The following is a 19,038-nucleotide window of genomic DNA, read 5'->3' as shown; positions in this document are numbered from 1 at the left end:
AACCCTGCTAGGAGAAGCGTCCGTTCGCGTGTTTGGCGGCCTCCCTCGACCGCTAATCGAGGGAGGCCTGCTTGTTGGGTTAGGGTCGTTCTCGGGTGGATCAAGCAGCCTGGGATGACAGCACGGCCCGGAACATTCCCGGTGCTACGTTTTCCACCTCGCCAAGTTGCTTCATGCGGTTGAGGGTTTTTCCTACGGATGAGCGGACCGTCGCGTCCGCTCCCGGGCGCACCGCCGCCGCGATATCGGTGATGGACATTGCCTCTTGAGCAGCGCACAGGAGTGTGAGGATCGCATCGCGCATGCTTCCATTACGCGGTGGCCCCAGGGTCCGAGTGCCAATCCCCGGGCGCGCATCTTCGGACGAAGGATCCTCGTCGGCGACAGAAACTTCAGACGGACCCTCCCGGGAAGGCTGGGCGGTTTCCGTGTCCTCGCCAGTGTCCGGCGGCTCTTCGCGGCCATCGGTGGATTCGGCGCCCTGGCACATCATCGCGTACACAGCTTCCAGTGTCGCCAACTCGCCGCGCAGTGAAGTGATCAGCTCCTTCACGGCATGCCGGGCCTGGCCGATGTAGACACCCTTGTCTGACGCAGGTGCGCTGGTCCGGTATCCCGCCATAGCGAACTCCTAAGGAAGGTCGCTGCCAGTGTAGGGACGGCACACTGTGGCACGCACGCAGTTCCTGTGAGGCGCTATCAAACGGTCAACAGTGCGCTCAAGCACGGCAAGTCCGGTCGGGGTTATCGCAGGACTCGACCTGTCTTGGCGCAGAGTTGGCTCGCCGGGTTCGTGCGATGCCGCACCGGAACTGTGAGACGTGCCATCACAGAATCCTGACGTGTGGATTCTGTCGCAGCTCCCGGTGTCCGGGAACGTTTGAGCGTTAAGGTTCCTTCATGGTGGATGGCAAGCAGCTGTCGGCGACAGAGGCCTTGGCGTCGGTGACGAAGGCCCTGGATGTTCTCGTCCTGGCGTATGACCGGGGGGAAATCGGTGTTACAGAAACCGCCCGGGAGCTCGGAATCTCACGTTCCACTGCACACCGCATCCTGGTCACCCTGCAGCGCACGGGTTTCCTGCGTCACGATCCTGGCCAGCACGGATACTCAGCGGGTCCGCAGCTCGTACGCATGGGACTGGCCGCGATCGCCCAGCTGGACGTCCGACGACAGGCGCGCAGACCCCTGGAGGAGCTCTCCGAGAAGCTGCAGGAAACGGTGTGCCTGTACTCCCTGGATGCGGCCGTCGTCCGACTACTCGACGGAGTCGAGTGCCGGCATGTCCTGCGCGTCAGCGTTCCGCTCGGACAGGAGCTCCCCGCCCACGTAACAGCGGCGGGCAAGGCTTTGCTCGCACTGCGCGACCCGGCAGATGTACGCGCGACACTCCCGGCCGCGCTTCCTGCCACGGCGGCAGGAAGCATCACTGAGTGGCCACTGCTTGAGGTGGAGTTGGAGGAAGTTAGAGCCCGGGGATGGGCGGCAGACCTCGAGGAAAGTGCACACGACCTGCACGGCGTAGGCGTGGCCATCCGCAACCGCATCGGGGAACCGCTCGCCGCGATCTCCGTGTACGCACCCGCCGTACGTCTGCGTGAACAGGACATGCCAGCGATTGCCACGGCCCTGCAGGAGACCGCCACCACGATCGCCAGGGCAGCGTGACAGCGGGCGCCGAGGTGCCAGGACTCAAGGCCCCAACGTGATCCGCCCGTCCGGGATCCAGCCCTCCAGGTATCCCGTCAACAGCACATCCACATCTGGCAGATCGCACAGTGTGCACAACTCCTGCCACTGCTCCGGCCCCGCCCAGCGTGTCGCTCCCCTCGAGGGCAGATGCTCCGGCGGAGCACCAGTCGCAGCGAGACGAAAGATGAACACGTGTGCCTCTCGACGGCTCCGGCCTACGGGCACAGGCACCTGAGCCCAGCGGCATCCTTCAACAGCGCCCGCGCGCACCTGCATCGCGCCGACTACATCGCGGAGTATGCGCGCTGCCGCCTCACGGTAGGACTCTGCGGCTCGGACGGATCCTGAAGGGAGCACCCATCGGGGAACAGCTCCAGGCAAGTCGTCTGCCACCAGAGCGAGCCGCCTAGCTGCTCAAGGAGTTCCCTGAGCAGGTACTCAGCCGCTACCTCCCCGGCAGGGGCGAGGTCTTCGTCCATGACGTCGTCCGGCCGTATGCCGAGGCTTATGCCCAGATCCGTGAAGCGCGTTATGAGTCCGCTTCGGGTGCGGAGGCGGTCAACGCCTGGTTCAGGAGGCTCCAGCAGGTCGACAACTACGACTGGCGGCCCACCGCTCTCTGGGCGCTGCGCCACCACGAGGACGACCCGGCATGGCTCGACACGTTCATGCGGGCCTTGGAGCGGCTGTCGGCCAGCATGTTCGTCCGTCGCGTCTACACGACTCCCCGCGTCACACGCTACGCCGAGCTGCTTCGGCAGCTCGACGAAGGGCAGGGCCTCGCCTCCCCGGCCCTCGAACTGAGGGACGACGAGAAGGCCGAGACCCGGGCGAGACTCGACGGCGATCTCTATCTGGTCGGCAAGATCCGCAAGTACGTGCTGCTCCGGCTCGACGAGCTGCTGGCCCGTGGGCAGGGAGTGACTTACGACCACCCGCTCATCACCGTGGAGCACGTGCTGCCGCAGAACCCGAAGGCCGATTCGCAGTGGGGCGGGCTGTTCGACGAGGAGCAGCGTGCCCAGTGGACACACCGCCTGGGAAACCTGGTGCTGCTGAACCGCGCCAAGAACTCGGCGGCCCAGAACTACGACTTCGCCGCCAAGAAGGCCAAGTACTTCACCGGCCGCGGGGGAGTGGTCCCCTTCGCGCTGACCAGCCAGGTACTCCAGCACGTCGAGTGGACTCCCGAGGTGCTGAAGGCCAGGCAGGAGGAGCTGCTGGGGGTGCTCTTCGAGGAGTGGCGTCTGTGAGCGCGGGGGCCGGGGCGGGGTGTCACATCCCGGCCCCGAGCCCAATGATCTCCATAAAATTCCAAAGTGTTCCATTATTGGGTCTCTGTGGGCTATGGTCGTCCACAACTCAGGTCTCACGGCCCCGCGTTACAACGCTGCTCCCGTGTGTCCCTCTGTCGTTCAGTTGCCGTCGGCCTGTCCGGCCGTACGCTCCGCAGTCGTCGCCTCCACGGGAGTCCCGTCATGCCCGTACCTGCCGATCCCGCCCCGGACCCGTCTCCCACAGGGCCGCCCGCCCAGGAGCCGTCGGCCAGCACCCTTGCCAGTCTCATCACCGGGCGGCTCGTCGGCTCGGACCTCGATGAGGACACCCGAGCCCTCCTGCTCACCGCCTTCCAGGGCGACGGCGGGGCGCGCGGCCGAATGCCGGGCGCCTACCTGCAGTCCGTCACGGTCAGCGGCTTCCGCGGCATCGGCCGTACCGCACGCCTCCCCCTCACCCCCGGCCCGGGACTCACCCTGGTCACCGGCCGCAACGGCTCCGGCAAGTCGAGCTTCGCGGAGGCTGTCGAGATCGCGCTGACCGGCGACAACGCCCGCTGGCGCGGCCGCAGCGACATCTGGCGCAAGAGCTGGCGCAACCTCCACCACGGTGAGGAACCCCAGGTCGCCGTGGAGTTGCGCCTCGACGGCGATCCGGAGCCGGCCACCTTGCTGCGCACCTGGCACGGGGACGACGTCGCCGACTCCACCGCCGAACTCGACCAGTCCGGCCACGACCCCGTCCCGCTTCCGGACCTTGGCTGGCAGGAGGACCTGGCGACCTACCGCCCCTTCCTGTCGTACTCCGAGCTCGGCCAGGTGATTGGCGGCAAGCCCAGCGAGATGTACGACGCCGTCGCCTCCATCCTCGGGCTGGAGCAACTTGCCGCCGCCGACAAGCAGTTGCGCGAGCTGGCCCGCGAGTACGAGGCACCCGCCAAGGCGGCCAAGGCCGAACTGCCCGCCCTGCTCACCCTCCTGGACAGCACCGACGACCCCCGCGCCCGGGCAGCCCACACCGCACTGAGCGGGCGGCGCCCGGACCTCGCGCGGGCGGCCGAACTGGCCGCCGGGACCGGCCCGGTGGACAAGGCCCTCCTGTTCGACCTGCGCCGCCGCTCCACCCTGACCGGACCCGACACCGAGGCGGTCACCACGGCCGTGGCCCGGCTGCGCGAAGCCATCGCCTCCGCCGAGGACCTTCGGGGCACGTCCGCCGAGGACGCGCTGCGCCGCGCCGAACTCCTCGCCCGCGCGCTCGCCCACCACCGCGCCCACCCCGCCCTCGACACCTGCCCGGTGTGCGGCGGCACGGCCCGCCTCGATGAGGAATGGGCACGCGACGCCGCCGAGCAGGAACTCCGGCTGCGCGCTGAGGCCGAGCAGGTCCTCACCACCCGCAGGGAACTCAACGCGGCCGCGCAGGCCGTCCGCGACCTGGCCGTCCCGCCCCCCGACTGGCTGCCGTCCGAGATCGCCGCTGCCTGGGACGACTGGCTGCGGTGCCGCACCGTCTCCGACCCGGCCGTGCTGGCGTCCGCTGCCGAGAACGCCGCACGGACTGCCGCCGACGCCGCACGGGTCACCCGCCAGGAGGCCGCGGCGCGCCTCGCCGACCAGGACGACACCTGGCGCGACGTCGCGCAGGTGCTCGCCGCCTGGCTGGACAAGGCCCACGCGGCCGAGCAGGCGGCCCCCGACCTGGCTCGCGTCAAGGCCGCCCAGAAATGGCTCAGGGACACCCACGACGAGGTCCGCGCCGACCGGATGCGGCCCATCGCCGAGGACGCCCAGCGCATCTGGTCCAACCTGCGCCAGCAGAGCAACGTCGCCCTCGGCCCAGTCCGCCTCAGCGGCTCCGCAACCCAGCGCAAGGTCGCCCTCGACGTGACCGTCGATGACATCGACGCCCCAGCGCTCGGCGTGATGAGCCAGGGGGAACTGTACTCCCTCGCCCTGTCCCTCTTCCTCCCGCGCACCTTCCTCCCGGAGAACCCCTTCCGGTTCCTCGTCATCGACGACCCGGTGCAGTCCATGGACCCCGCCAAGGTGGACGGCCTCGCCCGCGTCCTCGCACTCCTCGCCGAGCACCGCCAGGTCGTCGTCTTCACCCACGACACCCGTTTGCCGCAGGCCCTGAAGTACCTGCGGCTGCCCGCCACGGTCCTCACCGTCGACCGCCGTGAGCGCTCCGCCGTACGCGTCCGCTCCGGCGACGACCCCGTCAAGCAGGCCCTGTACGACGCGAAGGCGCTCGCCAGGACCCGGTGACACCACCCCCCAGGTCATTCGCTCGACAGGGGGCAACAGTCATGCCGGGCCCGGAGGCCAGCGGCCCTCTTGCAGGACCGCGAAAAAGATAACGGGGGAGGAGACGTGCCCGCTTGCCCACCTTCGACCGACCGCACTCGCGCTGTCGTCATACGCGTATTACGATGCCCTTGTGGCGAAGACGCGCATCAGCATCAGCTTGGAGCAAGACCAGGCCGAACGCATCAGGCAGCATGCGGAACGGGCGGGCATGGACGTCTCGGCCTACCTGGTGCATGCCGCAACGCGCCAGATGGCCGAGAGCGATGCCATAGAGGAACAGTTCGCCGAGGTGGACGCACTCATCGCCCGGGCAGAGCGGGCAGCGGACGGGCTGCCCGCCGAACCTGCCCCGGAACCGGCCGCTGAGCTGACGGAGCAGGAACGCCGCGAGGTCGAGGAGGCCCTGGGGCTCGTACACGGCCGGGACCGGCAAGGCCGCCGTCCGGGACACGCCGCGTGAGCGCACGGGTGCCGGTCTACGACACCGGCATGCTCATCGCACTCGCCGACCGCAAAGCGAAGGCGGTGGCTCTGCACGAGGGACTGCGCACGGTCCCGCACCGGGCACTGGTGCTCGGACCGGTCCTCGCCCAGGTGTGGCGCCCCCAGCCGGCGCTGGTGCACGCCCTGTCCGGCGTCCTGAAGGACTGCACGGTCCCTCAGGCCCGTACGTCCGAGCCGCCCATGCGTGAGACGAAGGCGGGCCGTCCGGAGTGTCTGGCCTGTGCGACCGGCCCGGACCTCGCGGACTGGCGGCGCATCGGTACGGCGCTGGGGCGGGCGGCCCTGCCGACGAAGAAGAGGCCGGACGTGGTGGACGCCTGGGTGGCCCTGGCAGCGGCCCGGCACGGCAGCGCGGTGATCTTCACCACCGACCCGGGGGACATCCGCGCCTACCTGACGGTCCTCGCGCCGACGGACGTGCATGTGGTCGCCGTCTGACGGACGGGAGTCACTCTCCGCCCCGCCCAGAAGGTCGCGCAGGTGGTGAACGAGCCGTCGGCAGGAGCGGGGCGCGGGGCTCGGCCCTGCGCAGGCTCGCTCCGCGAGCGGGTGCGAGGCGATCAGCTGGCAACGGTGACGGCCATCCAGTGCCACGGCCTCCCCGCGCGCCGACCGCTGAACTCGCCGAGGGTCCTCCACCCGCTTCGCCATTTACCACGGCCGTGGTACTTGGCACGGCAGGAGCACGTGCACAGAAAGCCCTGGGCGTTCTGGCAGGAAGAGTTGCACCTTTCACGCGGGTTGTACTCACGGCCGATGAGGACGCTCGGGTACCTGCGGAGCAGCTCGCGGCTTATGTGGGGGAAATGAGCGCCGGCAACCGTCCAACACTTCTCGTGGCCGTCCCATCGGAACGATCGATCGCTTCCGACCCAGCCGGAGAGTTTCCGCTCGTGCTCCCACATCGTGTGGGCCGGGAACCAGACGCTGAACCACCCATTGGCGGGCAAGCCGATTGTCGGCAGGTGCTCACCCCGATAATTCGGTAGCCACTCAGGGGGCTTGAGGTACTCGGTCTTCTTTCGCCGGTCACGCCTGCGTCCTTTGCCTCCGCTCGCAATCTGCCGGCTGCGTCGAGGTCCGGGCCCCCACTCGACCGACACGAGTGCGGCGAGCTGACCGGAGGCATGGCAAGGGAGATGACTCAGCGGCCTGTCGTGGGCGACCACGCGGCCGTCCTGGTCGACCTGGATGGAGTTGCGGCACTTCAAACTCGTCCGGTTGAACCTTCCACCGCCCACGAGCACCCCCTTGGTTGCGCTGATGTCTCCCGTATCCGCTGTTGTGTCCTGCCGGTCTCGGCCAGCACCTCGTCGGCTGTACCCCCACGCCCAACTGCACGGCATTGGTACCAAGGGTGCGTGCTCGTGAGGTGCGAGTTCCTTGGTTGGCGCTCCTCAGGCTCTGCGCAGGCGGTGTAGGTGCCGGAACCGACTGCGGTGGCGGAGGCGGGGCAGGCACCCGACGTCCTTCAATGCGCCGAGGGCCAGTCAGGCGGTTCTCGGACTCTGGCGGTGTGCTGCGCGTCAGCCATCCCACGACGTCGGGGGTGGGCCAAATGCGCGACGACCGGCCCTCACGGCCAGAGTGGCCATGGCAGCGTTGGCGCCACCACCAATCACAGCGCCGATACCGAAGGGTGCAACTCGACCGAGAACGATGATTCCCTGCTTGGTCCCGTACTTCGTGATGAAGTTCTTCCCCAAGACCTTGTTGATCTGGCGCAACGTCTCGACGGGCACCCTGGCGACAACCTGACGTCCCCAATGTTGCCCCGTACGCTCGGCGACTTTGGTAATGGTGGCTGAGCCGCTCCCGCCGAGCATGATTCCCATCACGATCGTTCGACGGCGCTCGATCTCGTCGATGGGGACTCTGTGGACTTCGGCGAGCGAGAGCGCGAAGAGGGCGCTCAGTTCAAGAGACGAGAGAGCCTCGCCTGCCGACAGTGCCAGTGCGACTCCCGTGCCGACGCCGGGCGCGGCTGCAGTTCCTCCAACCGCCGCACCCGTTCCGGTCAAGGCGCTGACGTACATCCGCTCTAGATTGCGGATTACCTGTTCTGGCGTCGCCTCTGGGTTCCGCTGGCGGGCGCGGGCGATGTTCTTGCGTATTAGTAGGCTCTGGCTGTCGATTGCCTTATCGAGGAGGTCGAGGACTCGCTGCCCACGCACGTCTGTTTCCGGAACCGGTCCGTCGTGGGCACCTGTTGCCATGCCTTGAACTCCTTCGGTCGTTAGGTCCCAAGTCTCCCACTCAGGCCGCCATTTAAGGAGCGTTTTCCCGACAGCTCCTACCTGTCCGGGCTCGGAGCCGTTTGCGGTCCGCGCCATCGGCTGCGAGATCACTGTCAGCACCTGCCAGAGCCTCGTCGAACCGGACTGCGGCGACGGCTCACCTGGGCGTCTGGCCTGACCTCATCGACCGGGACGGAAGGTTGTGCTCAGCCGCCTGCCGCGCACCGGGTGAACCGTGCCCAGCCGTCGTGGTCAGATCCGCCCGCTGTGCGTGTCCGGGCCGGGGGTCTCGCAGGCGCATTCAGCCCAGACCGTCTTGCCGCCGGGCGGGTACGGCTCGACGCCCCAGCGGTCTGCGAGGGCAGTCACCAGGAGGAGGCCACGGCCGGACTCTGTCTCCGGGGACGGTCCGCAGTCCGCAGGCGGTGACGGGAGGCGCTCGCCCCGGGCGTCGGTGACGGCGATACGGAGCTGGCCGGCCGCGGTGTCGAGGGTGAGGGTGAGCCGGAAGTCGCGGCTGTTGACACGACCGTGCAGGGCGGCGTTGGCGGCGAGTTCGGCCACGATCTGCTCGGCGTGCTCGGTGACGCCGGGTGACACCGGCCACGCGCGGAGTTGCTCGGCGGCGAGAAGGCGGGCAAGCCGGGCTCCACGGCGGGTGGACGACAGGAGCTGGTTGAACGTGTGTACGGTGGTGGTGAGTTGGGGTGTGGTTGCGCTCATGGGGCCACGGTGACGGGTCCGCGGCGGCGCGTTCCAGAGCTGCGGTCCGTACGCTGCGTCAGCGTACGGGCACATTTCGTGGACGGTACGGCGGTTCATGCGTCACGCTGGGTGTCGTCGGGTGGGGGACGGCGCACAGCGCGTGTACGGAACCGGAGGTGGCCGCGGATGACCGGCGGCGGTGTGGTGGACGACGAAGACATGCCGGGCGGCGAGGCGGACCGGGAGCCCGATCCCTCGGACAGCCTGCGGACGTTCGGGGCGGTCATGCAGGCACTGCGTGAACTCGCGGGGTACAGCAGAACCGAGTTCGCGGACCTGGTGCGCTTCTCCAAGCACACGGTGGAGTCGGTGGAGTTGGGGCGGCGGATGCCCGATGTGGCGTTGGTGGAGCGCTCAGAGGAGGCGTTGGGGAACACGGGGGCGCTGCGGAAGTCGTCGAAGTACGTGACACGGGGGCGCGGGGATGTGGGGCTCGCGGCCTGGTTCCGGCAGTGGGCTCGGCTGGAGCGGGTGGCGGTGAGCCTGCGCACGTACGAGTGCCGGCTGGTGCCGGGGTTGTTGCAGTCGGAGGGGTATGCGCGGGCCCTGTTCGAGAACCGCATTCCGCTACTGACCGACGAGCAGTTGGAGGCTCAGGTGGCGGCTAGGTTGGATCGGCAGAGGATGCTGCTGGAGCGGCCCACTGTTCCCTTCCACTTCATCGTGGAGGAGGCAGTATTCCGGCGCAGGCTGGGTGGTCGTGACGTGCAGCGTCGCCAGCTGGACTACGTGCTGGAACGTACTGCGCCTCGCAACGTGACACTGCAAGTCATGCCGTCGGATGCGGAGTTGCATGCCTGCATGGACGGCCCCGTGCGCCTTTTGGAGACGCCGAAGGGGCAACGGCTGGCGTACTCCGAAGGGCAGGAGAACGGCCGGTTGATCTCTGACCCGAAAGAGGTGAGCCTCCTCTGTCAGCGCTATGACACACTGCGCTCGCAGGCCCTGAACCCCAAAGACTCCCGGGGTCTGCAGAAGCGACTCCGAGGAGAGCTATGAGCACGTCGGAACTGGCCTGGTTCAAGTCCAGCTACAGCGGCAGCTCGGGCGACGACTGCGTCGAGGTCGCCGTCACCGAACAGGCCGTGTGCGTACGGGACTCCAAGGACGTGTCGCGTCCTCACTTCGCTGTTGGCCGCGAGGGGTGGTCGCAGTTCCTGGGATTCGTATCGGAGGCGTGACGTCCCTTCGGAGGTGAGCGGTAGCCGAGCGTCCGTGTCTGCCAGATAGGGACGCAGACGAGACCATGCACCGCTCACGGTCGATCCTTCCTGGCCCATGCCCTTGCACGGGCCAGGAAGGAGCGGAGTGCCCGTCAGCCTTCGCGGCTACGGCAGATGCCCGCGAAGTCGCAGCCGGCACAGGAGGTGCACCAGTTCTCCAGGCGGGACAGCCGGTTGGTGCGCAGTGAATTCGCCGCCTCCGTGACCCGCTCGCCGAGGTCGGTCATGACCTTGGGGTCCACCATCTCCCGGGTGTCGCGTCCCGCCTTGTCGAGGTTGAGGACCTCGACGACGTCCGCGTCCTGCCCGGTCAGCTCTCGGTATCCGAGCACGTACAGGTGCAACTGGTCACGGGTCAGGTCCTCGGCCTGGGCGCGTTCGCTGGACTTGAAGTCGACGACCGACGTCTCGTTCGTGTCCAGCCGCTTGATCAGGTCGACGCGGCCGGTCACGGTAACGCCGGGGACCGGGTGGATCTCGACGGGCTGCTCGGAGTACCGCGTCTGGTGCAGGGTCGCGCCATGGCGCTCAAGGTAGCGGCGCACGGCCGTTTCGGCGGCGGGGCGGAGCTGGTCGGCCGCCGCCTTGTTCGCGAACGGGAGGTTCAGGTGGCGGTCAACGAGATCCTCCGCCTCCTCGGAGGTGGCGATGTCGCCCTCGATGGCACGTTTGTGGATCTCGGCCATGACGTCGTGCAGGGACTTGCCATAGCCGAGTTCCTTCTGCAGGGGCGAGTCGAAGCCGTAGAGCAGGCGGAGCTTGAAGGAGTATGGGCATTCGAAGAGGTACTTCAGGTCCGAGAAGGACATGACGACCTCGGGGGTGCCGCGCCTGGGGGTCGGTGTCAGTCGGTCATCGGGGGAGGGGACGACCTCCCGGGTCAGGACCGTGTGGACTCCCGTGGCTTCGTTGAAGAAGTCCGAGCGTTTCTTGCCAGTGCGCTTCTCGCTGGGAGCGAAGGAGAGCGCCAGGTACTTCTGGGCGCGGGTGACGGCGACGTAGAAGAGGCGCCGCTCGTCCGCCTCGGTGCCCCGGTAACGGGCCGCGCCCGGGATGAGGTCCTCCTCGACCACGTGGAAGACGCCGAGCCCGCCCCGGCCGGAGGCGGGGAATGTGTTCTTGCGCAGGGCGGGCAGGAAGACGGCGGGCCACTGCATGCCCTTGGCCTGGTGGACGGTGGCGATGACGACGGCGTTGGGCTGGGCGTAGCCGTTGTCCCCGTCGGACTCCTCGTAGTAGTCGGGTGCCTGGTGCTCGACCCACTTGGCGAACGCGTCGAACCGCTGCTGGGGCTCGCTGGTGAGGTGGATGCGCTCGAAGTCCCCGATCGCGGTGGAGAAGCGACCGAGGTTGTAGTAGACGAGTTCACCCCGCTCGCGCGGAACGCGCTCCTCGCGCAGCTCGACGGCTTCGAGGAAATCAAGGAAGACGCCTTGGAGCGTGGTGGAGTCCCAGGGCTTGGACGCGTCCCACCGCATGGCCGCGGTGAGCACGGGGAGTCCGGCGCGGACATCGCCCTCCGTGAGCCCGACGCCGGCGTCGACCCACGCGTCGATCACATCCTGCTCGTCGGCCTCCCCCGCGACGAACCGGAAGCAGCTGACGGCCGCCTGGACCTCCGGTGTCTCGAACAGTTTGGTCAGGCCCTTGATGACATACGGGATGTCGCGGCGCCGGAGTTCTTCGACGAGCGGGCCGGCGTCGGCCTTGACGGAGCGGAACAGGACGGCGAAGTCGGACCAGTCGAGTCCCCGGGGCTCGCTGCCTTCCCGGTCTTGGAACGGCACGCCGCGCAGCCGCTCGATGCGGTCGACGAGCCAGCTGGCCTCCGCCTCCGTGTCCGGGAATTCGAGTGCCAGCAGGTCGCCGCGCTCGAAGGTCTGGTGGCCCGCCGCTGTCATCGCCTTATTGAGGCGTTCGCCAGGCGGAATCTGCTCGACGACTCGACGCGCGAGGTCGACGATGGCGGGGCTGGAGCGGAAGTTCTCGTTCAGCGTGGCTCGGCGGACGCCCGGGTAGCGGTTCTCGATCGTGAGGATGTTCTCGACGGCACTGCCGCGCCACTGATAGATCGTCTGGTCGTCGTCACCGACCACGCAGAGGTTCGCCCCGTGGCGGGTGAGTCCGTGGATCAGCTGCTCCTGGACCGGGTTGGTGTCCTGGTACTCGTCGACGACGACGTACCTGACGGTCTCCTTGACATGCCGCTGGAGGCTCAGGACGGACTCGTCGCCCTCGTCGTTGTCGTCGTTGAGCAGGACCGCGGCGTTGTGGAGGATGGCTGTGTAGTCGAAGTACGCGCGTTCGCTGAGCAGTCGCATGTACTTGTCGAGCCCGTCCGCCACGTCGGAGCGGAGCCCGTCCAGATCCACGTCGTCCTCCCGGAGGATCGACATGACCTGCTGGTACAGCTTGGAGTTGACCCAGCGCCGCAGGGGCTTCGGGGTTCCCTGGACGATCGCGTTCGTTGTGGTCAGCCCTGACTGGGTGCTGTACTTGTCGATGATCAGGCGGGTCTGCACGTCGTTGAGGACGTTGTACTTGAACGCCTCGGGCACGTGGCTGTGCAGCAGGTCGAGGGCGTAGCCGTGCATGGTGCCGATGTACATCTCGGCGAGGCCGTGCACCTCGCCGTGGAGTTCGCGGATCCGTGTGTGCACACGCTCCTTCAACTCGCCTGCGGCCTTCTCGGTGAAGGTGAAGGCGACGATGTTCCTGGGCTGGACACCGGGCCGCCCGATCAGGCGGGCGATCCGTTGCGAGATCACCTCCGTCTTGCCGGAACCGGCGCAGGCGACGATGAGGAGGTTGTCGTCGTGGGTGTCGATGGCGGTGCGCTGGGCGTCCGTGAACTGCACTGTTCCCCCCGAAACTGGCTGTTGTGCTGGTGCTGGTGCGGTGACGTGGTGCTTTCGTGTGGCGTGGTCAGTGGCGGGTGGGGTGCGTGCCGTGGCGGTACGCACCCCACCCGGTGGTGGTGTCAGATGTCGATGGCTTTGAGGACTTCGTCGCCGTAGTAGTTGACGACCTTGACGGCGATGCGTCCGGACTCGGGCTTGGGGAAGGGGCGGGACTTCGTGGTGAAGAGGGTGGACAGCGCCTCGTCGTCGATCTGGCCCTTGAGCGTCTTGCCGAGCCGCTCGTACGGGTTGAGCCCCGTGGACTTCCCGTTCTCGCCCGAGAAGTAGACGTGGCGCACGATGAATGCCTCGGCGTCGTAGTCCGTGTCGATGGACCACATCATGATGTCGTCAGGACCTTCGGCGCGGACGTCACCCGTCGTCGGGTTGTAGATGTCAAGGCCCTTGATCTCGGCGACGAGCTGGCCGTCGCTCGTCTCCGTCAGCTCGATGTCGGGCTCACCGAAGACTGTGAACAGGTTTCCGGCGCCTGTGTTGGCGAGTTCGTCGCCCATGGCGAGGTCCGGGTTCATACGCACGTTGAGCACGGCCATCTTGCCGACCTGACGCTGCTGGATGACGGAGAACTCGCCTCGCTCCTGGTTGATCTCGTTGGTCGCTTCGGTCGCGTTCGCGTCGAAGGCGAAACCGAGGATGAGTAGAAGGTCGATCTCGCCGAACCGGAGCGCTTCACGGGCCGCGTTCTTGATGAACAGGGAGTCGACGGTTCCGTACTCGGGACCGAGCGCGATACCGACGCGGGCCGGTGTCCCCTCCTCGGCGTCCTTGCGGATGCCGACGGCGGTCAGTATCCGCCCGGACACCGGTTCGACCGACTCGAACTCCAGCCGCTCGTTCCGGTAGCCGTTCTGCACGCCGGCCTTCTTGACGTGCTCCAGGATCGTCTCCTCGTACGAGGCGCCGGACGGCATCATCTCGGCGGCCTTCTCGGAGGCGGGGACATCCTGGTCGAAGGAGACGGAGCGGTGCGGCGAGAGCGACTCGACGGTGAAGGGGCCGGCGACGCGGACGGCCTTCTTGTTCTCGTAGGGACGGTCGTACAGCGTCTCGAACTCGGCGTGCTTCTTGATCGCCTTGTCGATCTGGTCGCGGGTCATCCCCTCCTTGATGTCGGGGTTGTTCGCGATCGACTTCAGCGTGATGTGCGGAACACGCTCGTAGACGAAGCCACGGCGGATGTCGTGCTTCGAGGGCGAGCGGTCGAGCGGCTGCTGGCTGAGTTCGGCTTCCTTGGACTTTCCTTCGGGGGAGTCGGCGAGGAGGTATGAGGGGTACAGAGCGCCCATAATGCGGTGGCGGGCAAGGGCGATAGCGACACGGGAAGAGTCGATGGTAATCCAGCGGCGCCCGTACTGCTCCGCTACATAGGCGGTTGTTCCAGATCCGCAGGTGGGGTCGAGAACCAGGTCGCCCGGGTCAGTGCACATGATCATGCATCGCGTCACAGCTGGAAGAGCAGTTTGAACGACGTATACCTTGTCGCCTCCGAATTGGTTCTGCCCCAGTGTGTCGGTCCAGACATCGCTCAACGGCATGGCCGGAAAATCGTCAAGATAACGAACGTAAGAGAGATTCTTTCCGCTGGTCGGGGCGACGCGGCCTGCGGCGATCAATTTTTGCATACCGGGCTCGTTGGTCTTCCAGCGGGCCTTAGGCCCGGGGTCGAATGATCGTCCCCCGATCTCTACCCTGAACCAAGATGCCGCACCCTCTCCCTTGGTGCGCCCCATGCTTTGACTTGTCAAATTATCGCCTGCGAAAATCCTGGCACCCTGAGGGAGAGTGGAGTTATCTGCGACCTCCGCCTTAGTTAGTGGCCGAACGGTCCCGTCAGCTAGGTGTACACGCGTGTACCCTGAACCGCCTGCGCCGCCGGTGGCTTTTTCTCGGAAGAGCTGGCGAAATTTCATGTCTTGCCGTGACTTGGCGTACCAGATAATGTAGTCGGCGGTGCCGCCGAATGTACTGGTTGAGCTGCTGGTCTTTAGGAATGTGATTTGCGAGACGAAATTCTCGCCTCCGAATACTTCGTCCAGGAGGCATCGCACAAGGTGTACGTTCTCGTCTCCGATTTGGACGAATACTGAGCCGGATGCCGACAGCAGGTCGCGCGCCGCAATCAGCCTATCCCTCAAATATGCTAGATATGAGTTGATGCCCAAATCCCACGTATCGCGGAAGGCCTTGAGTTGCTCCACTTCCCTCGTTGCTGAGGCGAGGGCCCCGTCCTTTACGTCCCGCGACCGTGCAGATACCTGCCAGTTCGAGTTGAACTTGATCCCATACGGCGGATCGATATACACCATCTGAACCTTGCCTCGCAGATTCTCCCGCTCCGCGAGGCTCGCCATCACCTGGAGCGAGTCGCCCAGGATCATGCGGTTGGTCCAGTTCATCTGGTGGTTGTACCAGTCGACCTTGTCCAGCTCATCCGGGATGCCGTCGTCGAAGAACTCGGTACCGAAGAGCGAGAGTTCCTCCCGGGCGCTCTCACTTCCCTCGCTCTCCCGCCGCCTCTTCGTCTCGTCCATCAGCTGCTTGACGAGGTAGCGCGGCTCGATCCGCTCCTGCCGGAAGATCGGGGGGGCCGGGACCTCCAGGTCCTCGCGGTCCTGCTCGTCCTTGCCCTTCCAGACAAGCTGGGGGTCCTTGGCGAAGTCGCGCTTGCCACGCCAGGTCATGGCAGCCTCGACTGCCTCCGTGACCAGGTCGAACGCGTCCGCCGTCGGGTTGTTCACTCGTGTTTCCTCATGCTTTATGGCCTCTACGGCCTTGGTGCTGTTCGCGGCGGTCTTCGCACTGCGCTTCCGGGGAGCGGCCATCGTGCTTACTTCCCTTCCTCGTCGTCGTTGCCGTCGTGCTGCCGCCGCTGCCGGGATTCGCCCTCGGCCTCGCGCGCCGCGCTGAACAGGTCGTCGTCCCAGGGGTAGTCATCGTCGCCCCAGTCCGCTTCGTCATCGTCGCTCTTGAGCCTGTCCAGGCTCTTGAGCCCTTCCTCGCACAGCCCCGTCAGCGCCCCGTCGCCGTAGAGCGACTCGATCGCGGCCGCCAGGCCGGACTTGAACGTGGTCGGGTTTTGAGACAGCTCGACATAGCCCCACTTGCCGAAGCCGCCGTGGTTGTTCACGGCCGCGCACCACATCCGCGCGGTCTCCGCCTTCACCGCCCGCTTGCCGGCCGACTTGCGCGAACCCGAGACCTCCACGATCAGGTGGCGCTGCTCGTCGTCCTCGTCCCGGGGCTTGAGCCGGACGATGAAGTCGGGCAGGTACCGGTGCGTACGTCCCGCGAAGAGGTAGGGGATCGCGAACTCTAGGTGGTCGTTCTTGACGTACGACTGCACGTTCTTGTTGCCGTCGAGCAGAGTGGCCAGGATCTGCTCCCACGTGTTGCCGTCTATCCCGTCGAGCACGACGTAGTTCACCGGCGACTTGTCCTCGTCGGCCTCGTAGACCGCCTTGGTGGTGTAGAAGTCCACGTTGTCGGTGGAGCCTTCCGGCGCATAGCGCGCGAAGATGGGCAGCACCTTGGACGTGTTGTTGCCTTCCTGGCGGTTCAGCGCGGCGAAGAACAGCTCAGCCGCCCGTTGCCGCTCCTCGGAGACCTGGGAGATGATCGCCAGGGCACGCTGGTTGTCAGTGCCGACGCAGTGTGTGATCCAGTCCTTGGCGAGCCGTACCAGGTTCGGGAACATCCACGGCTTACGTCCAAGTTTCGGATCCTCCAGCAAGTCCAGTGCGTGTTTGGCCAGTTGGAAGGAGACCTGCTGCACGCGGATGTCCCTGCCGTCGACCAGCGTGTGCCGGGCCTGCTCTCCGACGATGCCCTCCACATCGGCCCGCGTGGCGACGCCCTCGTCGACCTTGAACGGCTCCGCCTCGGTGAAGTCCGCGTAGAACTGCGCCTCCTCCACCTCCACCCGGTATCCCTCCAGGCAAGGGAAAGTGATGCGCAGGTCCTCCCGGTCCCTCATGGCCCGGACGTGCTTCGGCTCCGGTCGAGGCTTGGACTTCAGCTCCCGGTTCGGATCCGTCTGGATGAACTGGAATGGGATGCCGTAGACGTCCGCGTACTCCGGTTCCAGCAGCCCCTCCTCGTTGACCGAGTACGAGATGCGGCGCAGACCGCGGCCCACCACCTGTTCGCACAGCAGGTGGCTTCCGAAGGCACGCACGCCCAGGATGTGCGTGACCGTGTTGGCGTCCCAGCCCTCCGTCAGCATGGACACGGACACCACGCACCGCACGTCCTGCCCGAGCTTGCCCTTCTTGCCGACGGTGTTCAGGACTTCGCGCAACAGATCGGCGTCCTTCAGCGCCTCCACGTCGCGGTCCGGGAACCGGGTGCGGTACTCCTCCTTGAACGCCTCCAGTTCCTCGGCCGCCGCTGCCTTGAACTGGGCGTCGAGCTGGGGGTTGTCGGACTCCAGCTGCGCCGAGTCGACCAGGATGGTGCGCGGGACGGCATAGCGGCGGCCCTGGGCGTCGTAGTTGGAGAAGTGTTCCAGCATGCCCGGCTTGCCGAGTCCGTCGGCGTCCGGGAGCTCACGTCCGGCGATCTGGTCGTACACCCACTTCGAGACCGTCGTGTTGTTGCAGACGATGATGAACACCGGGGGCGTGGATCCGGTGCCCCGGGTCTCCTCCTCCCACCGCGCGAACGCCTGCGCGTAGTTCCGGTACAGGCTGTGGGCGGCACCTTCCAATACCGGGGGGAGCGTCTTGTCCGCGAGCGTCTCCGGCTTCTGGGCGCGCGTCGGCATCTTGTCCCTGATGTGCTCCCACAGGTTCAGGTACGAGACGTCCTTGTGTTCAGCGTCGTCGTCCACCGGTACACGCGGGATCTTGACGAGGCCCGACTCGATGGCGTCCAGGAGTCCGAAGTCGCTGACCACCCACGGGAAGAGGGTGCCCTCCGGGTAGCCCGAGCCGTTCAGGTAGAAGGGGGTCGCGGAGAGGTCGTAGACGGTCTTGATGCCGGTCTTGCGCATGATGTGGTTCAGTCCGTCGAACCACTGACGAGCGTGCTTGTTCTCCTCCTCGGCCTGCTTCTTCTCCTCCCCCTTCAGCTCGTCCAGGGTGACGGCACCCTCCAGGGCGGCCCCGCGAGTCTGGTAGCAGTGGTGAGCCTCGTCGTTGAAGACGATGATCTCGCCCTTGCTCCCGCCAAGATCGCGCAGGACCCGGTTGACCATCATGGGGGGCGTCTCGACGAAGGGGTCGTCCTTGGACTTGGCCAGGAGCAGCTTCTTGGTCTTGGACGCGAGTCCCTGACCCTCCCGCGTCGTCCGGAGCATGAACGTGTGGTAGTTGGTGATCGCCACCTGAGCCTGACCGAGCGCACCCCACAGGTCTGCGGGGACGATGTCCCGCTCCTTGTAGTAGTTGTTCGGGTCGGAGGGCATCAGCACGCGCAGCCGGTCCCGGATGGTCACACCGGGCGCCACCAGGAGGAAGCGCTTGGCGAACCGGCGGTCCTGCGGGCCGGCGACCTTGTTGAGGGTGTTCCAGGCGATCAGCATCGCCATCACCACGGTCTTGCCCGCGCCCGTCGCCATCTTCAGGGCGACTCTGGGCAGGCCGGCGTTGTGCTCCTGATTGGCCTCGTCCAGGTGGGCACCGATCCACGTCTTGCCGAGCTTCGTGCCCACCTCGGTCAGGTAGATGGCGGTCTCCACGGCTTCCACCTGGGCGAAGAACAGCTTCCGCTCACGGGTACCGTCCGTCCAGTACTCCAGAAGACGACGCGTCGTGGGCGTGATGTTCGGATACCCGGCCTGGCGCCAGCGGGAGACCTCGGCTCGGATGTTGCCGATGACGTCCTGGCCTTTGCGCTCCTCCAGGATGCCGTCGAGAAACAGCTCGTGCTGGACGCCGGCGCCGGTCTTGCGTCCCTTCCTGGCACGCGGTACGGGCATCCAGGTCTCGCTCGGGCGGCGCCCGGCAACCCGCTCGCCGGTCGGCTGGCCGCGCTGGTCCAGCTCCCAGTGCCAGGCCGGTTCAGCGTACGGCGAATTGATGATCGGGTTCTCGATCACTGCTGCCATGTTCTGGATATCTCCCTCACGCCACGTCTGCGTGGACCGTACAGTCTGCCACCGACAATG

14 protein-coding genes are annotated in these 19,038 nt (G+C 66.7%); 7 read left to right on the top strand and 7 right to left on the bottom strand.

Translation table 11 applies throughout. The features are described from left to right. Positions 1–100 precede the first annotated feature (100 nt). The gene (locus ACWC91_RS21585) at positions 101–622 is read right to left on the bottom strand and encodes a hypothetical protein (protein WP_351575383.1); all 522 of its coding nucleotides are present in this window, start codon (positions 620–622) and stop codon (positions 101–103) included. 278 nt (positions 623–900) lie between these two features. On the opposite strand from ACWC91_RS21585, the gene ACWC91_RS21580 reads away from it, so the two are divergent. Then, positions 901–1,668, top strand: coding sequence for an IclR family transcriptional regulator (locus ACWC91_RS21580; RefSeq protein WP_450639943.1), 768 nt, complete (start codon positions 901–903; stop codon positions 1,666–1,668). A gap of 24 nt (positions 1,669–1,692) precedes the next feature. Here ACWC91_RS21580 and ACWC91_RS21575 read toward each other — a convergent pair whose 3' ends face one another. Continuing rightward, positions 1,693–2,085: an NUDIX domain-containing protein gene (locus ACWC91_RS21575; protein WP_450639942.1), complete on the bottom strand. Its 393-nt coding sequence runs from the start codon at positions 2,083–2,085 to the stop codon at positions 1,693–1,695. Between the two features lie 275 nt (positions 2,086–2,360). On the opposite strand from ACWC91_RS21575, the gene ACWC91_RS21570 reads away from it, so the two are divergent. The 4 genes from ACWC91_RS21570 (at position 2,361) to ACWC91_RS21555 (ending at position 6,224) form a co-directional block, all read left to right on the top strand. Next, positions 2,361–2,945, top strand: a complete 585-nt coding sequence (locus ACWC91_RS21570; RefSeq protein ID WP_450639941.1) for an HNH endonuclease family protein — start codon at positions 2,361–2,363, stop codon at positions 2,943–2,945. A 225-nt stretch (positions 2,946–3,170) separates the two neighbouring features. Next, positions 3,171–5,240, top strand: a complete 2,070-nt coding sequence (locus ACWC91_RS21565; RefSeq protein WP_450639939.1) for an AAA family ATPase — start codon at positions 3,171–3,173, stop codon at positions 5,238–5,240. Positions 5,241–5,412: 172 nt separating this feature from the next. Next, positions 5,413–5,742, top strand: a complete 330-nt coding sequence (locus ACWC91_RS21560) for a plasmid mobilization protein (RefSeq protein ID WP_240509975.1) — start codon at positions 5,413–5,415, stop codon at positions 5,740–5,742. Beyond that, positions 5,739–6,224 carry a PIN domain-containing protein gene (locus tag ACWC91_RS21555; RefSeq protein ID WP_382353064.1) on the top strand — a complete coding sequence of 162 codons (486 nt, stop codon included), beginning with the start codon at positions 5,739–5,741 and terminating at the stop codon, positions 6,222–6,224. The genes ACWC91_RS21560 and ACWC91_RS21555 overlap by 4 nt, the downstream gene beginning before the upstream one ends. Before the next feature lie 1,088 nt (positions 6,225–7,312). Here ACWC91_RS21555 and ACWC91_RS21550 read toward each other — a convergent pair. Beyond that, positions 7,313–8,002: a hypothetical protein gene (locus ACWC91_RS21550; RefSeq protein ID WP_450639937.1), complete on the bottom strand. Its 690-nt coding sequence runs from the start codon at positions 8,000–8,002 to the stop codon at positions 7,313–7,315. Between the two features lie 273 nt (positions 8,003–8,275). After that, the gene (locus tag ACWC91_RS21545) at positions 8,276–8,746 is read right to left on the bottom strand and encodes an ATP-binding protein (protein ID WP_450639935.1); all 471 of its coding nucleotides are present in this window, start codon (positions 8,744–8,746) and stop codon (positions 8,276–8,278) included. A gap of 168 nt (positions 8,747–8,914) precedes the next feature. Between ACWC91_RS21545 and ACWC91_RS21540 the strand changes: the two genes are divergently transcribed. Together ACWC91_RS21540 and ACWC91_RS21535 are read left to right on the top strand one after the other, a co-directional pair. Beyond that, on the top strand, positions 8,915–9,787 hold the full coding sequence (locus ACWC91_RS21540; RefSeq protein ID WP_450639934.1) for a helix-turn-helix domain-containing protein: 873 nt from the start codon (positions 8,915–8,917) through the stop codon (positions 9,785–9,787). Continuing rightward, entirely contained in the window at positions 9,784–9,969 is a 186-nt protein-coding gene (locus tag ACWC91_RS21535; protein ID WP_351335798.1) for a DUF397 domain-containing protein, read from the top strand. The genes ACWC91_RS21540 and ACWC91_RS21535 overlap by 4 nt, the downstream gene beginning before the upstream one ends. A 134-nt stretch (positions 9,970–10,103) precedes the next feature. Here the strand turns inward: ACWC91_RS21535 and ACWC91_RS21530 are convergent, their stop codons facing one another. From ACWC91_RS21530 to ACWC91_RS21520, 3 genes are all read right to left on the bottom strand, one after another. Then, entirely contained in the window at positions 10,104–12,869 is a 2,766-nt protein-coding gene (locus ACWC91_RS21530; RefSeq protein ID WP_450639932.1) for an ATP-dependent helicase, read from the bottom strand. A 122-nt stretch (positions 12,870–12,991) separates the two neighbouring features. Continuing rightward, positions 12,992–15,754 (bottom strand): site-specific DNA-methyltransferase, encoded by a 2,763-nt coding sequence (locus ACWC91_RS21525; RefSeq protein ID WP_450639930.1) that lies wholly within the window; start codon positions 15,752–15,754, stop codon positions 12,992–12,994. A 5-nt stretch (positions 15,755–15,759) separates the two neighbouring features. Next, positions 15,760–18,978 (bottom strand): BPTD_3080 family restriction endonuclease, encoded by a 3,219-nt coding sequence (locus ACWC91_RS21520; protein ID WP_450639929.1) that lies wholly within the window; start codon positions 18,976–18,978, stop codon positions 15,760–15,762. Positions 18,979–19,038: the final 60 nt, after the last annotated feature.

The organism is Streptomyces sp. NPDC001204 (genome assembly GCF_053598035.1).
This window is presented reverse-complemented; position numbering and strand designations above follow the sequence as displayed.

What these genes read in the sequence shown, in the direction of transcription:
- ACWC91_RS21585 (WP_351575383.1), bottom strand. Translation starts at nt 622, where the DNA reads ATGGCGGGATACCGGACCAGCGCACCTGCGTCAGACAAGGGTGTCTAC.
- ACWC91_RS21580 (WP_450639943.1), top strand. Translation starts at nt 901, where the DNA reads ATGGTGGATGGCAAGCAGCTGTCGGCGACAGAGGCCTTGGCGTCGGTG.
- ACWC91_RS21570 (WP_450639941.1), top strand. Translation starts at nt 2,361, where the DNA reads ATGCGGGCCTTGGAGCGGCTGTCGGCCAGCATGTTCGTCCGTCGCGTC.
- ACWC91_RS21565 (WP_450639939.1), top strand. Translation starts at nt 3,171, where the DNA reads ATGCCCGTACCTGCCGATCCCGCCCCGGACCCGTCTCCCACAGGGCCG.
- ACWC91_RS21550 (WP_450639937.1), bottom strand. Translation starts at nt 8,002, where the DNA reads ATGGCAACAGGTGCCCACGACGGACCGGTTCCGGAAACAGACGTGCGT.
- ACWC91_RS21545 (WP_450639935.1), bottom strand. Translation starts at nt 8,746, where the DNA reads ATGAGCGCAACCACACCCCAACTCACCACCACCGTACACACGTTCAAC.
- ACWC91_RS21540 (WP_450639934.1), top strand. Translation starts at nt 8,915, where the DNA reads ATGACCGGCGGCGGTGTGGTGGACGACGAAGACATGCCGGGCGGCGAG.
- ACWC91_RS21535 (WP_351335798.1), top strand. Translation starts at nt 9,784, where the DNA reads ATGAGCACGTCGGAACTGGCCTGGTTCAAGTCCAGCTACAGCGGCAGC.
- ACWC91_RS21525 (WP_450639930.1), bottom strand. Translation starts at nt 15,754, where the DNA reads ATGGCCGCTCCCCGGAAGCGCAGTGCGAAGACCGCCGCGAACAGCACC.
- ACWC91_RS21520 (WP_450639929.1), bottom strand. Translation starts at nt 18,978, where the DNA reads ATGGCAGCAGTGATCGAGAACCCGATCATCAATTCGCCGTACGCTGAA.